13 protein-coding genes are annotated in these 13,442 nt (G+C 73.9%); 5 read left to right on the top strand and 8 right to left on the bottom strand.

The genetic code is table 11. From position 1 onward, the window contains the following. Positions 1 to 17: 17 nt before the first annotated feature. From IEY71_RS05405 to alr, 4 genes are all read right to left on the bottom strand, one after another. Complete coding sequence (locus IEY71_RS05405) at positions 18 to 1,229, bottom strand: alpha-hydroxy acid oxidase (RefSeq protein WP_229781534.1); 1,212 nt, start codon at positions 1,227 to 1,229, stop codon at positions 18 to 20. Between the two features lie 154 nt (positions 1,230 to 1,383). Continuing rightward, positions 1,384 to 2,106, bottom strand: coding sequence for a GntR family transcriptional regulator (locus IEY71_RS05400; protein ID WP_189084235.1), 723 nt, complete (start codon positions 2,104 to 2,106; stop codon positions 1,384 to 1,386). Positions 2,107 to 2,157: 51 nt separating this feature from the next. Continuing rightward, entirely contained in the window at positions 2,158 to 4,386 is a 2,229-nt protein-coding gene (locus IEY71_RS05395) for a CapA family protein (protein ID WP_189084234.1), read from the bottom strand. Continuing rightward, entirely contained in the window at positions 4,383 to 5,528 is a 1,146-nt protein-coding gene (gene alr, locus IEY71_RS05390) for an alanine racemase (RefSeq protein ID WP_189084233.1), read from the bottom strand. The genes IEY71_RS05395 and alr overlap by 4 nt, the downstream gene beginning before the upstream one ends. 99 nt (positions 5,529 to 5,627) lie before the next feature. Here alr and IEY71_RS05385 point away from each other — a divergent pair, with 99 nt between their 5' ends. The 3 genes from IEY71_RS05385 to IEY71_RS05375 all read left to right on the top strand — a co-directional run bounded on the left by IEY71_RS05385 (position 5,628) and on the right by IEY71_RS05375 (position 8,376). Beyond that, entirely contained in the window at positions 5,628 to 6,653 is a 1,026-nt protein-coding gene (locus IEY71_RS05385; protein WP_189084232.1) for a D-alanine--D-alanine ligase family protein, read from the top strand. Next, positions 6,650 to 7,102 carry a hypothetical protein gene (locus IEY71_RS05380; protein ID WP_189084231.1) on the top strand — a complete coding sequence of 151 codons (453 nt, stop codon included), beginning with the start codon at positions 6,650 to 6,652 and terminating at the stop codon, positions 7,100 to 7,102. The genes IEY71_RS05385 and IEY71_RS05380 overlap by 4 nt, the downstream gene beginning before the upstream one ends. 197 nt (positions 7,103 to 7,299) lie before the next feature. Next, positions 7,300 to 8,376, top strand: a complete 1,077-nt coding sequence (locus tag IEY71_RS05375) for a threonine aldolase family protein (RefSeq protein ID WP_189084230.1) — start codon at positions 7,300 to 7,302, stop codon at positions 8,374 to 8,376. A 31-nt stretch (positions 8,377 to 8,407) separates the two neighbouring features. On the opposite strand, the gene IEY71_RS05370 is transcribed toward IEY71_RS05375, so the two are convergent. Beyond that, on the bottom strand, positions 8,408 to 9,355 hold the full coding sequence (locus tag IEY71_RS05370) for a BadF/BadG/BcrA/BcrD ATPase family protein (protein WP_189084229.1): 948 nt from the start codon (positions 9,353 to 9,355) through the stop codon (positions 8,408 to 8,410). A gap of 125 nt (positions 9,356 to 9,480) precedes the next feature. Between IEY71_RS05370 and IEY71_RS05365 the strand changes: the two genes are divergently transcribed. Next, the gene (locus IEY71_RS05365) at positions 9,481 to 10,074 is read left to right on the top strand and encodes a nitroreductase family protein (RefSeq protein ID WP_189084228.1); all 594 of its coding nucleotides are present in this window, start codon (positions 9,481 to 9,483) and stop codon (positions 10,072 to 10,074) included. A 34-nt stretch (positions 10,075 to 10,108) separates the two neighbouring features. Here IEY71_RS05365 and IEY71_RS05360 read toward each other — a convergent pair whose 3' ends face one another. After that, positions 10,109 to 11,440: an MFS transporter gene (locus IEY71_RS05360; RefSeq protein ID WP_189084227.1), complete on the bottom strand. Its 1,332-nt coding sequence runs from the start codon at positions 11,438 to 11,440 to the stop codon at positions 10,109 to 10,111. A 191-nt stretch (positions 11,441 to 11,631) separates the two neighbouring features. Between IEY71_RS05360 and IEY71_RS05355 the strand changes: the two genes are divergently transcribed. Beyond that, positions 11,632 to 12,138, top strand: a complete 507-nt coding sequence (locus IEY71_RS05355; RefSeq protein ID WP_189084226.1) for a MarR family winged helix-turn-helix transcriptional regulator — start codon at positions 11,632 to 11,634, stop codon at positions 12,136 to 12,138. A gap of 27 nt (positions 12,139 to 12,165) precedes the next feature. Here the strand turns inward: IEY71_RS05355 and IEY71_RS05350 are convergent, their stop codons facing one another. Then, positions 12,166 to 12,633 (bottom strand): hypothetical protein, encoded by a 468-nt coding sequence (locus IEY71_RS05350; protein ID WP_189084225.1) that lies wholly within the window; start codon positions 12,631 to 12,633, stop codon positions 12,166 to 12,168. Between the two features lie 587 nt (positions 12,634 to 13,220). Then, positions 13,221 to 13,427 carry a hypothetical protein gene (locus tag IEY71_RS05345; RefSeq protein ID WP_189084224.1) on the bottom strand — a complete coding sequence of 69 codons (207 nt, stop codon included), beginning with the start codon at positions 13,425 to 13,427 and terminating at the stop codon, positions 13,221 to 13,223. Between the last annotated feature and the right edge of the window lie 15 nt (positions 13,428 to 13,442).

Here is a 13,442-nt window from a genome sequence, read left to right as displayed (position 1 = left end):
TGCCGGCTCGGTCGTACTTATCCGGTCGGCGCGAGGAGCGCGGCTCCCCGGCCGCGCAGCTCGGCGGTCGTTCGCACGCCGAGCAGCTGCATCGTCGACAGGGTCTCGCCCGCCACGAGGTCGAGCGCCCGCTCGACCCCGATCCGGCCGCCCGCCATGAGGCCGTACATGTAGCCGCGGCCGAGGAACACGAAGTCGGCTCCGCACGCGATCGCGGCGACGACGTCGAGCCCGCTGCGGATGCCGGAGTCGAGCAGGACCGGCACGTCGTCGCCGACGGCGGCGCGCACCGCGCCGACGACCTCGACGGGCGAGATCGCGCGGTCGAGCTGGCGACCGCCGTGGTTGGAGACCCAGATGGCGTCCGCGCCGGCGTCGACGAAGCGCTCGGCGTCGACGGCGGAGAGCACGCCCTTGACGACGATCGGCCCGCTCCAGTGCTCCCGCAGCCAGCGCACGTCGTCCAAGGAGAGCGCGGGATCGAACATGCTGCTCACGACGTCCGTGACGCTGCCGGAGCGGGGCCCGAAGTTCGCCATGGCGGGCGCGTCGTGCGCCAGGAGATCGAGCGACCAGGCGGGATGCAGCGCCGATTGGGCGGCGGTGCGCACCGTCAGCCGCGGCGGCATCGAGAGCCGGTTGCGGTCGTCGCGGTAGCGCTGTCCGGGCACCCGGGTGTCGACGGTCAGCACGAGGGCGTCGAAGCCCGCCGCGGCGGCCCGCTCGATGAGTGCGAGCGAGGCATCGCGATCGCGCCGCAGGTAGAGCTGGAACCACCGCCGTGCGGCGGGTGCGGCGTCGGCGAGCTGCTCGATGCTGCGCGTGCCCATCGTGGAGAGCACGAACGGCACGTCGCGGTTCGCGGCCGCTCGGACGCCGTCGGTCTCGCCGGCCGCGCGCATGAGCGCGGTGAGGCCGATCGGGGCGATGCCGATCGGCATCGAATGGTCGCGCCCCAGCAGGCGGGTGGTGAGCGATGCGCCGGCCGCGCTCTCGGTGACGGAGGGCACGAACCTCCGCCGAGCGAAGGCCGACTCGTTATCGCGTGCGGCCTGCTCGGTCACTGCGGCGCCCTCGACGTAGTCGAAGACGAATCCGGGCACGCGTCGCTTCGCGAGCCGCCGGAGGTCGTCGAGGCTGCGCGCCGCCGCCACGCGCTTCGCCTCGGTGGGAAGCGTCGGCGGAGCGAAGCTCAGCAGCTCGGTGAAGGTGCGGATGCGGCGTCGCAACAGTCGAGGATCCTCTCGGTGGTTCCCACCGAGGCCGAAGGGCCGACCGCGGTGTCGGCACCACCCTAACGGTCATATATCTTGCGCACAATAGAGATATTTCTGAGATATATCTGAGATGGACACGACTGACCGGCCCGTCGACGGGCCGGGCTCAGGCTTCGAGGAACGCCTGGAGGACGAACTCGCGCAGTTCGGCGAGGTGACGGCGCATGGCGGCTTCGGCGGCCTGCGGATCGCCGGTGCGGATCGCCTCCAGGACCTGCTGGTGCCCGTCGTTCTCCACTTCCGAGTGGATGCGGGCGTCGATCGCCGGGATCAGGTGATGGCTCCTGGTCGTCTCGTCGAACAGGCCGCTCATGAGCGACTTCGCCCGGGCGTTGCGGGCCGCGCCGAGGATGCACTCGTGGAACGCGCGCGCCGCATCGGTCAGCTCCGCCGTGCCCGAGCCGCCGCGCTGCGCGTCGAGGATCGAGCCGAGCTCCTCGACGAAGGCCTCGCTGCCGTAGCGCGTCGCGGCCATCGGCGGTTCGATGATGAGCCGCAGATCGAGCACCTCGCGCACCTCGGTGATGCCGAGCGGGCGGACGACGTACCCGCGGCGGGGAAGCGCCACGACGAGCCCCTCGACGACGAGGATCTGCAGGGCCTCGCGCACCGGCGTCTTCGACACCCCGAACCGCGCGGCCAGCTCGGGCTCGAGCACGACCTCGCCGGGGGCGAGCCGGGTGCGGACGATGTCGTCCCTCAGCGCCACGTACACCTTCTGCGTGCGCGACAGCACCCGGTTCCCGTCGCCGAGGGCCGCGGCGCGGCGCTGGCTGTCGACGGCGTGCGTGTGCAGGGTCGAGCCGGGTTCGCTGGGCACCGCATCCATGCCCTCAGCCTAGGGGCCGCCGACTCGAACGCTCCGCCGAGCCGATCGGCCTCAGCGCGGGCGCTCGGGATCCGGCGGCGCGATGATGCCGTCCGCCCCGATCCGCGCCGCGCGCTCCGGGAAGTCGCGCGCCCCGAACTCGGCCACGAGCCGCGCCGCCGTCCCCTCCGGATCCGGCCGCGGCACGCCGCCCTCCTGCTCGAAGTCGATCGAGCGCACCCGCCCGCCGGCGAAGCGGCCGTCGGCCTCGAGCGTCACGTCGAGGTACGCGCCGTACCTCGTCGCCTGCTCGGCGCCGAACACGCCGCCGCCGCCGAAGTTGCCGAGGCTGTACGCGATGAGCCGCCCCCGGTAGAACTCCATCCCGCGCAGAGAGTGCGGGCCGTGCCCGATCACGAGGTCCGCGCCGGCGTCGACGACCGCGTGCGAGAAGGCGACCACGTCGCCGCGCTGCTCGCCGTACGCCTCCTCGGGCCCGGGGGTCACGACGTTCGCCGCCGGCCCCTCCGCCCCCATGTGCGCGTGCACGATGACCAGATCGGCGCTCGCGGCCGCGGCGGCGACGAGGCGCCGAGCGTGCCGGAGGTCGGTGACCCGGTTCGTGTCCCGGTAGGGGGCGAAGCCGATCACCGCGACCGTCGTGTCGCCGATGCGGGTGCAGGCGATCTCGTTCCGATCGCCGACCGAGCGAATGCCGTTCGCCGCGAGGTTCGCGCGGGTGTCGGCGTACCCGACGGGGCCGAAGTCGCCCGTGTGGTTGTTCGCGAGGTTCATGAGATCGAAGCCGTCGAGGGTCCGGGCCGTGTCGGGGGCGCTGCGGAAGGCGAGGCAGTCCGCAGCGCCGCCGCACTTGTCGTAGCCGGGGTCGTCCGCGATCACCTGCTCCAGGTTGCCGGTGACGAGGTCCTGCGTGAACCACGGCCGCACGGCGTCGAAGTGCGCCGCACCGCCGTCGGCGGGCACCACGTGGCCGACGTCGTGCATGAGCACGTCGCCGACCGCGCCGATGCTCACGCGCCCCGGCTCGGCCGCGGCCTGCACCGGCGGATCCGCGTCGCAGCCGGGGATCGCGGTCGCCCGGACGGCGACGACGCCGCTCGCGACGACGAGCGCGACGACGACGACCGCGCGCCAGGCGGGCCCGCGGGACGGTCGAGGCGCGGGGCGGGGAGCGGATGCCTCGGCGGCCCCCCTCGCCGAGGCATCCGCGCGCCGCCCGGGCAGTTCGAAGAGCCAGCCGGCGCCGCCGCGGACCAGCACGCGCTCGAGCCCGACGCAGGCCGCGACGATCACCGCGGTCACCGCGATCGGCAGCGCGACGGCGGCCGCGAGCTGCACGGGGCGCGAGGCGAGCGAGAGCCACTCGGCGAGCACGATGTCGGCGACGGCGAGCAGGGGCATGTGCAGGAGGTAGACCGGGAGGCTCCGCCGCCCGAGCCACGCGGCGCCGGGTCCGAGCAGCGGGATCCGGGCGAAGGCGGGCGCCGCGGCCAGGCCGAACGCGACCCCCACGAGGCTGACGAGGGGCCAGACCCCGGGCACCGTCTCGCTGCCCGTCAGCCGCATGGCCGCGAACACCGCGAGGTAGCCCGTCCCGAGGAGCGCGAGCGGCACCGGCCGCACCCGGCCCGCGAGTCGGCGCACGTGCGGAGCGAGATGGAGCCCGAGCAGGAAGAAGGTGAGGTTGTAGAGCAGTGAGCCGCGGTTGCTCACGATCTCGACGTAGCCGGCCGCGACGACGACCGAGAGCACGGCGGCCGCCCCGACGACGAGCCACGGCGACACCCGGGCGAGCCCCTTCGCCACGAGGAAGTAGAGCGCGAGCGCGAAGAGGTACCAGGTGTTCGGCGGGCTGATCGTGACGGCCTCCACGAACTCGGCGACGCCCCGCGGCACGAGCGTCGGGAAGTCGGGGAACGCCCAGAGCGCCGCGGTGTGGATGAGCGACCAGAGCAGGTAGAGGTACAGGAAGCGCACGACCCGGGTGCGCAGCACGACCGCCCAGGGCCGCGTGAACGCCGCCGCCGCGAAGGTCCCGGAGACGAGCAGGAAGAGCGGCATGAGGAACGGCCAGATCAGGTCGGCGAGCAGCCCCCACGCACCGGGGATCGGCACGCCGAGCTGCCAGTCGACCTCGAGGTAGCTCTTCATCACGACGTGCCAGAACACGACGAGCACGATGAGCACGCCCTTGACGACGTCGCCCCAGGTCTCGCGGGGCGCTGCCGGGCCGCTGCGCGCGGTCGGCGCCGGCCGCCCGGTTCGCTCGACCCGGCTCATGCGGTGCGCCCGAGGCTGCTGCCGGCCGGGGCATCCGCCCGGTGCACCCGCGCCACCCGGGCGCCGACCCGCGTCACGAGTTCGTGTTCGATGGTGCCCGCCCAGCCGGCCCACTCGGCGACCGTCGGCTCGCCCGCGTCGCCGGGACCGAACACGGTGACCGGCTCCCCCGGCCGGATCCGCTCGCCGCCCGTGTCCACCACGACCATGTCCATCGAGAACCGGCCGACGAGCGGGCGGCGCCGGCCCCGCACGAGGACCTCCGCCCGCCCCGACGCGGCACGCGGCACGCCGTCCGCGTAGCCGAGGGGCAGCAGCGCCAGGTTCGTCCGCGCCGCCGCGACGTGGTCGAGCCCGTAGCCGACCCCGGTGCCGGCCTCGACCTCGCGGGAGGCGACCACGCGCGCGACGAGCGACAGCGCCGGCCGGAGCGCGGTCGAGCTGCCGGACGGATCGATGCCGAAGAGTCCGGCGCCGATGCGGTGCAGGCCGAAGCCCGCCCCGTCACCCGTGAGCGTCGCCGCGGTGGCCGCGAGGTGCACGACGTTCGGCGAGAGCCGACGCCGCCGCGCGGCCAGCACCGCGTTGACGAAGCGCTGACGCTCGAGCCGGCTCTGCGGGTGGCCGGGGATCTCCGCGCACGAGAGGTGCCCCATGATCCCGACGACGCGAACGGAGCCCTGCAGCTGCAGCTCCCGCGCGAGTTCGCAGAGCGCGGACCAGCCCTCCCGCGGGCAGCCCTCCCGGGCCATCCCGAGGTCGATGTGCAGGTGCACCCGCGCCCGCCGCCCGAGCTGCGCCGCCGCCCGGCTCACCGCGCCGAGCACGGCGGCGCTCGGCACCGCCAGGTCGACGTCGGCGGCGACGGCCGCGGAGAAGTCGGCGTCGGGGGCGTTCAGCCAGCTGAGGATCGGCGCGTCGATGCCGCCCGCCCTCAGCGCGAGCGCCTCCTCCGAGGAGGCGACGCCGAGCCAGCTCGCGCCGGCGTCGAGCACGACCCGGGCGACGCGCTCGTGCCCGTGGCCGAAGGCGTCGGCCTTGATGACGGCCATCAGGCGGCCGTCGGTCGACGCCGCGAAGTGCGCGGCGTTCGCGCGGATCGCGTCGTGGTGCACGAGGAGTTCGGATGCGGGTGGGGCCATGCGGCCAGTCCAGCGGCGGGCGTGTTGCGCGGCCGTCTGCGGATTCCGATACGCCCACGCAACATCCGGACCGCTGGACTCGACGACGAGGAGGCAGCCATGTCACGACCGCACCCCCCGAGGGAGCCCGCCGCAGGGGCCGTCCGGCGCATCGCCGTCGTGTCCGGCGGCACCAGCGCCGAGCACGACGTGAGCGTCGCGAGCGCCGCCGCCGTCGAGGCCGCGCTCGCCCGGATCGGCGTCGAGGCGGTCCGGCTCCGCATCGAACGGGACGGCTGCTGGAGCAGCCGCGGGCGCCCGCTCGGCCCGAGCCCGGCGACGGGCCTCGCCGCGGCACTCGAACTGCTCGCCGACTGCGACGCCGTCTACCCGATGATCCACGGCGCCCCCGGCGAGGACGGCGCGCTCGCCGCGCTCGCGACGCTCGCCGGGATCCGAGTGATCGGCTCCCCCCTGACGGCGAGCGCCGTGACCATGGACAAGGAGCTCACCAAGCTCGTCGCCGCCGCGAACGGTGTCGACGTCGCCCCGGGTCGCTGCCACGGCGCGGCCGAGCTCGACGCCGGCATCCCGTTCGTCCGCCCCGTCATCGTGAAGCCGGCGACCGCGGGCTCCAGCCATGGCGTGCGGCTCGCGCGCACGGCGGCCGAGTTCGCGGCGGCGATCTCGGAAGCGCGGCTGTTCGACGAACGGGTGCTCGTCGAGCAGCCCGTCGTGGGCCGCGAGATCGACGTCGCCGTCGTCCGCACGGCGGCCGGCGAACTGCTCGTGCCGCCGCCGCTCGAGATCCACGGCGAGGGCGTCTTCGACTCCGCCACGAAGTACGACGGCACGGCGCGGTTCACGGTGCCCGCGGCGATCGACGACGCCACCGCTCGGCGGCTGCAGGACACCGCCCGCGCGCTCTTCGAGACGCTCGGCTGCGACGCGATCGCGCGCCTCGACTTCTTCGTCACGCCGGACGGACGCCTCGTGCTGAACGAGATCAACACGATCCCGGGCATGACCGCGCACTCGCAGGTGCCGCGCATGTTCGCCGCCGCCGGCGTCTCCTACGAGGAGCTCATCGCCGCGGTCGTCGGGGCGCCCGTCCCGACGCGCGCGCCCGCTACCGTGGGGGCATGAGCGACGCACCCGAGATCACCCACCCCGAGCTCGGCGCCTTCCGGCGCGCCCGTACCGAGCTGCTCGACGGCGAGGTCCTCGACCACGACTGGTACTCGGCGCTCATCGAGGTCGACGGCGAGTCCGTGGAGCTCACCGCGGCGAGCGGATCACCCGAGGAGGTGCGCGCGATGCTGCCGCGGATCGCGGAGACCGTGCAGGCGCTGCCGACGCTCCGCCGGGTGCTGAGCGACGCGGTGGTCACGGGGTTCAGCGAGGGCGAGCCGACCGCCGCCGAGCTCGACGACGCCGCGAGCGACCTCGAGCTGCAGACGATCGAGGCGCACCCCGACGGCACCGTCACGGTGCACCTGAACGACGGCTGCGGCGAGCACTTCCCCGAGGGCTACTGGCCCGCCGTGCACCTCGACCGCGACGGCGCCGTCACGGAGGTGACCGTCGAGGCCTGAGCCACCGGGCGTCACGGGCGCGCTTCGCCGGGCTCGCTTCGACGAGCTCAGCGGACCAGGGGCGCGCTTCGACGAGCTCGCTTCGACGAGCTCAGCGGGCCGGGGACGCGGCATCCGTGCGTCGTCGGGGCGCGCGGCGCGCATTCCGTGCGCCACCCGGCGAGACGCTGCCAGGGAGCGGGTGGCAGGATGGTTCGGTGACTTCGCAGCTCCACGACACGACGTTCCGCGGTTTCGCCAGCGACAACTACTCGGGTGTGCACCCCGCCGTGCTCGCCGCCATCCAGGCCGCGAACGACGGCCACCAGGTCGCCTACGGCGAGGACGCCTACACCGAGCGCCTGCAGGAGGTCTTCGCCGGGCACTTCGGCGAGGGGATCGAGGCGTTCCCCGTGTTCAACGGCACCGGCGCGAACGTCACCGGGCTGCAGTCGATGCTGCCGCGCTGGGGCGCCGTCGTCAGCGCGAAGACCGCGCACATCAACTCCGACGAGGGCGGTGCGCCCGAGCGCGTCGGCGGCATGAAGCTGCTCACCGTGCCCGCCGAGGACGGCAAGCTCACGCCCGAGCTCATCGATCAGGAGGCCTGGGGCTGGGGCGACGAGCACCGCGCCCAGCCGCTCGTCGTGTCGATCACGCAGACCACGGAGCTCGGCACCGCCTACACGGTCGAGGAGGTGCGGGCGATCGCCGATCACGCGCACTCGCTCGGCATGAAGCTGCACCTCGACGGCGCCCGCATCGCGAACGCCGGCGCCTCGCTCGGCGTCCCGCTGCGCGCCTTCACCCGTGACGCGGGCGTCGACGTGCTGAGCGTCGGCGGCACGAAGAACGGCGCGCTCGGCGCGGAGGCCGTCGTCGTGCTGAACCCCGAGGCATCCGAGGGCCTGAAGTACCTGCGCAAGCTGAACATGCAGCTCGCCTCGAAGATGCGCTTCGTCTCCGCCCAGCTCATCGCCCTGTACGAGGGCGAGCTGTGGCTCGAGAACGCGCGGCACTCGAACGCGATGGCCCGCCGCCTGCGCGACGCGCTCGACGCCGGCATCGCGGCGGGCGAGCTGCCGGGCCTCGGCTTCTCGCAGGAGACGCAGTCGAACGGCGTCTTCGCCGTGCTCCCCGAGGGCGTCGCCGACCGGCTCCGCGAGCGCGGCTTCCGCTTCTACGACTGGGATGCCTCGCGCGGCGAGGTGCGCTGGATGTGCTCCTTCGACACCACCGAGGCCGACATCGACGCCTTCGTCGCGGGCATCCGCGAGGAGCTCGCCGCGCGCTGACCGCGCGCGCCACGCGCCGCCGTCAGCGCGCTCAGCGCGAGGCGGCGGCCACGTGCCCCCGCAGCGGATTGCCGGCCGACATGGAGACGAGCCGCGCGGCGCCGTCGAGCGGGTCGGTCGAGCCGATCTCGACCTCGACCGCCGGGATCTCGTGCCGCACCGCGCGCTCGAACGCACCGGCCAGGCGGGTCGAGCCGAACACGCCGCCGACGGCGCGCACGGTCGGCGCGGCAGCGAGGTCCTCGCCGACCCGGCGGAGCCCGGTGACGGCGGCGTGCGCGAGTTCGCGCGCGGCGGCGTCGAGGATGCCGGCGGCGACCGGGTCGGTCTCCGCGAGCTCGGCGACGGCGCGGGCGTAGCGGGCGACCCGGCGGATCCGCTCCCCGTCGCCCTGCAGCACGATGTACGCGTCCTCGAGCTCGGGGAACTCCTCGCGCACGGCCGCGGTCAACGCCGTCGCCTCGCCGCGCCCGTCGTGCGCGCGCATGACGGCCTCGAGCGCGGCGCGGCCGATCCAGTACCCGCTGCCGGCATCCCCCATGATGTTGCCCCAGCCGTCGATGCGCGCGACGGTCGTCGCCCCGACCGCGAGCGTGACGACGCCGGTGCCGGCCGCCACGACGACGCCCGGCGCCTCGTCGAGGGCGCCCAGGTAGGCGGTGATCGAGTCGTGGGCGAGGATCAGCTCCCGCGTCCCGAGCGGCGCGGCCGCCTCGATGAGCGGCTCCGCGTCGAAGTCGGGCGACGTCAGTCCGGTCGTGCCGATACCGACCGCCTCGGCCGCGAGCCCGCGCGCGGCGGCGCCGCGGATCGCGTCGGCGAGCTGCGGCGGCAGCGGCTGGTCGGTGCGGACGCCCGGTTCGGCCCACTCGACGACGCCGGCGGAGGAGCGGTGCCGCACCTTCACCCCGGTCTGCCCGGCGTCGATCGCGAGCACGCTGGCGGGCACGCGCGCGGGCGCGTCGGCTGCGGAATCCATACGGGTATTGTGCCCGCTCCCGGGCAGCCCGGACGACGCGCACGGAATAGGCTCGAAACTCGATACGTTCGAATAGACGGGTCAACGGCGTCCCGGCAGCACTCCACCTCCACGAAAGCCGCACCATGACCCTCGTCACCGATCTCACCAGCCGCAAGGCCGCCACCGAGGCCCCCCTCATCGACCCGCTCGCCGAGCGCTGGAGCCCGCGCGCCTTCGACCCCGAGGCCGTCGTCGAGTCCGAGCAGCTCCGCACGATCCTCGAGGCGGCGCGCTGGGCCCCCTCGGCGAACAACTCGCAGCCGTGGCGCTTCATCGTCGCCCGCCGCGGCACCGCCGCCTTCGCATCGCTGCACGGCGCGATGGCCGGCTTCAACAAGGAGTGGGCCGACTCGGCCGCCGTGCTCATCGTGAACATCGCCGAGACGGTGGATGCCGAGGGCCGCCCGCGCCCGTGGGCCCGCTACGACCTCGGCCAGGCCGTCGCGCACCTCACCGTGCAGGCGCAGCACGAGGGGCTGCACACGCACCAGATGGGCGGCTTCGACGCGCAGGCCATCCACGAGGCGTTCGGCCTCGACGAGCGCCACGAGGTCGTCTCGATCACCACGATCGGCGCGCTCGGCGACGTCGACCGGCTCTCGGACGTGCTCCGCGAGCGCGAGGTCGCCCCGCGCCAGCGCAAGCCGCTCGCCGACTTCGTCACCGTCGGCGAGTAGCCGCCCGCGACGCGGGAATCGGCCCGCGCCCGGCTCAGTGCAACGGCACCGGCGCGGTCGGCGGGTCGACCCGTTCGGACGCCGCCGGCACCGGCATCGCCTCCATCGCCCGCTTCACCCGCCACGCCGCGAACACCGCGATGACGCTCACGGCGAGGTGCATGCCGAGGAACACGTCGGCGAGCCCGGCGCCGAGCAGCACGCCCGCCACGAGCGGACCGGCCGCCGAGAACGCGGTCTGCAGGGCGCCGATCGTGCCGAGCGTCTGCCCGACCATGCCCTTCGGCGCGAGCTGCGCGGTGAGCGGGTTCAGCACGGGGCTGTAGATCGTCTCGCCGATCGCGAAGACGCCGTAGGTCGTGACGAACAGCGCGGTCGCGATGCCCGGCGCGAACTGCGCGGCCGAGAGCGCGAGCCACGACACGACCCAGATCATGCCGACGACCATGAGCAGCGAGGGCGCGCTGCGCTTGGCGGTGAGCTTCACGACGAGCACCTGCAGCGCGACGATCACGATGCAGTTGACGGCGGCGGCGATGCCGATCGCCGAGGCGTCGACGCCGAGCACGGTGAGCCCGTACGCGGGAAGGCCGGACTCGAACTGGGCGTAGAAGCCGAGCGCGAGCGTGACGGTGACGATCGCGGTCCACCGCAGCGCGGGGGTGCGCAGGATGGCGCGGACCACGCTCCGGTCGCGCTTGGCCGCACGCACGTCGACGGCCGCGATCGCGCCCGTGGCGGCCTCGATCGCCCCGACGCTGCCCGTCACCGGGCGTCCGTCGGCGACCGCCGCGACGGCGAACTCGCTCGGCACGACGGCGCCGCGGCCCGCGAGCGCGATGATCGCCGAGGAGAGCACGAAGCCCGCGGCCGCCATCGCGAAGCCGACGTCGAGCCCGTCGGGGCGGCCGAGGTCGACGATCTGGCCGGCGAGGAACGCCCCCGCCGCCATGCCGAGCGACTCGCCCGTGAACTTGTAGGCGAACACCTTGCGCCGGTCGTCGCTCGTCGACCACTGCAGCGCGAGCACCTGCTTCGCGGGCACGGCCCCGGCGAGGCCGAGCCCGAAGACGAGCATGCCCGCGAGGAAGAGGCCGGGGCTGTCGACGAAGGCGAGCGCGCCGACGCCGGCGGCGCCGATGAGCTGCGCGACGACGGCGACGAGCACCGGGTTGAAGCGGTCGGCCAGGCGCCCGGCGATGGGCGCGGCGACGAGCGCGCCGATGGAGAAGAGGGAGGATGCCCCGGCGGCCACGAGCGCGCCCCAGCCGCGGGTGTCCGCGGCGTAGGCGTACTGGTAGGGCAGCACGGCCCCCCAGCCGAGCATGCCGATGGCGGAGGCGAAGATCAGCAGTTTCGCGCGCACGGGGTCGCGCCCCCTTTCAGAGTCTCAGCTTCGATGGGCTCGCGACGGGGTGCCGTCGCGGGCCGAGGTCCGGATGGTGCTCGCGACGGGCTCCCCCGGCGCCGCACCGGCCGAGGCATCCGCGCGCTTCGAATACGAACTATTCGATGTCGAAATATTAGCAACCGAACGAGCCGTGCGAGAATTCCCAGATGGCCAGACGCATCCCGAGCGCCCCGGAGCTGCACCGCCGGGCCGTCGCGACCTACGTCGCCGCCGGCGGCGAGGAGTCCGTGCAGCGCGTCATCACGGCCGTGCAGAGCCTCACGAAGAAGCTCGACCAGTGGTACGTCCGACAGCTCGCGGACCTCGACGTGACGGCCGGGGAGTGGGCGGTCGTCACCTCCCTCGCGAAGGCCGGCGAACCGCTCACCCCGAGCCAGCTCGCCGACCTCACGAACGTCGCGCCGTCGTCGATGACCCACCGGCTCGACAAGCTCGCCGAACGCGGACTCGTCGAACGCACCCCCGACGACACGAACCGCACCCGCATCTTCGTGAACCTCACCGAAGAGGGCTGGCAGCTGTTCAGCCTCGCCATCCGCAGTTCCGACGTCGTCGAGTCCGATGTGCTGCAGGACCTCAGCGACGAGGAGCGCGGCGAGCTCGCCCGCCTCCTGGAGGTGGTCATCGACCGCCTCGACGACATCGAGGCCTAGCCCGAACCGAGCCCGCGGGGTCCCGGCTCAGTCGGCGTCGCGCTCCCGCTCGGCCCGCGGCTGCCACTCCTCGAGCCTGCGGTGCAGCTCGGCGTGGGCGACGGCGGCCGCGATGAACCGCTCCCGGAACCGCTGCACGGCCGGCCGGGCATCGGTCGCGTCCTTCGCCTGCCGCAGGCGCCGATTCGCGGGGCCGACGCGAGCGGCGAGCCGCTGCAGGGCGGGCGGCAGCGCCGGCAGCGCTGAGGCGGCGGCGAGCTCGGCGGGCACGAGCACGGCACCGTGCTCGGCGCTCTCGAGCACGCCCCACGCTTCGACGCCCTCGGCCTCGAGGACCCCGGCGGAGGTGACGGTCAGCCGGGCGTAGAACGCGCGCTGCGTCTCACCCTGGCCGACCACGCCGACCGGGCGCCGCTCCCGGAAGTGCGCGTGCAGTCGCGCGACGGCGTCGTCGGGCACGCGATCCGCGTCGTACCAGGCGATCCGCTCAGGCACCGACGCGCACCGGGCACGGGTGCGTCGAATGGTCGCGGGCGAGAGGACACGATCGGGGGAGCAGTGCACGCATAGGACCACTGAATCACACCGCACCGTCGTCGGTGAAGCCTGCGCGCCCGATTGGCGATCCGGCCGCCGAGGAGCCGAGCGATGGTCACGGATTGGAGCTTTTGGTATCCCTGCGGCCATCGAACGGGCCGGAGTTGGATGATCCGCACGAACGATTCCCGCCGGGGAACCACTGCAGCCTACGCTCGCCTGCGGGGTCACCCACCTCGCTCCGGACAAGGGGTTGCCCCGGAGTCGAGGGCCGCGGAGCCCGCCGACCCCCTTCGGCGGACTCCGCGGGCTCCCTCTTGCCGCGTGGTATCCCCAGGGTTACACTCCGCTCGTGGGATATCCGTCGAGCCGCCGGCAGCCTCGGGTAGCGGTCGGGCGATCGGGTCAGCGGATGTTCGTCTCCTGACGCTCCGGTTCGGGTTCCGGGGTCAGCAGACCCGGGATGCCGCCCCGCCTCCCTTCGGGGCCGCATCCCGGCCCCGCCCCCGCCCCCGCGGTCGAGATCTTGGCGGACGGGGTGACGCTCAACGCGGATCGGCGTGCGCCCGACGAGACGACCTCCACGAGCCGACGGGCGTCATCGGAATGGCCAGACCGGCGAACGCGATCAACGGCCAGAAGCTGTTCGAAACGACGGCCAGCACGATCCCGAGGATCGCGAGCCCGACCGCGAACGACCACGACACGACGATCGACCAGCTCGGAACCGGGGCTTGCTTCGCGGCGCTCATGCCCGAAGCGTACCG

It is taken from the genome of Agromyces mediolanus, assembly GCF_014648575.1.
In the GTDB taxonomy this organism is placed as follows: Bacteria; Actinomycetota; Actinomycetes; order Actinomycetales; family Microbacteriaceae; genus Agromyces; species Agromyces mediolanus.
This window is presented reverse-complemented; position numbering and strand designations above follow the sequence as displayed.

Coding starts and splice junctions, on each gene's coding strand:
- IEY71_RS05400 (WP_189084235.1), bottom strand. CDS start 2,106: ATGGATGCGGTGCCCAGCGAACCCGGCTCGACCCTGCACACGCACGCC.
- IEY71_RS05395 (WP_189084234.1), bottom strand. CDS start 4,386: ATGAGCCGGGTCGAGCGAACCGGGCGGCCGGCGCCGACCGCGCGCAGC.
- alr (WP_189084233.1), bottom strand. CDS start 5,528: ATGGCCCCACCCGCATCCGAACTCCTCGTGCACCACGACGCGATCCGC.
- IEY71_RS05385 (WP_189084232.1), top strand. CDS start 5,628: ATGTCACGACCGCACCCCCCGAGGGAGCCCGCCGCAGGGGCCGTCCGG.
- IEY71_RS05380 (WP_189084231.1), top strand. CDS start 6,650: ATGAGCGACGCACCCGAGATCACCCACCCCGAGCTCGGCGCCTTCCGG.
- IEY71_RS05370 (WP_189084229.1), bottom strand. CDS start 9,355: ATGGATTCCGCAGCCGACGCGCCCGCGCGCGTGCCCGCCAGCGTGCTC.
- IEY71_RS05365 (WP_189084228.1), top strand. CDS start 9,481: ATGACCCTCGTCACCGATCTCACCAGCCGCAAGGCCGCCACCGAGGCC.
- IEY71_RS05355 (WP_189084226.1), top strand. CDS start 11,632: ATGGCCAGACGCATCCCGAGCGCCCCGGAGCTGCACCGCCGGGCCGTC.
- IEY71_RS05345 (WP_189084224.1), bottom strand. CDS start 13,427: ATGAGCGCCGCGAAGCAAGCCCCGGTTCCGAGCTGGTCGATCGTCGTG.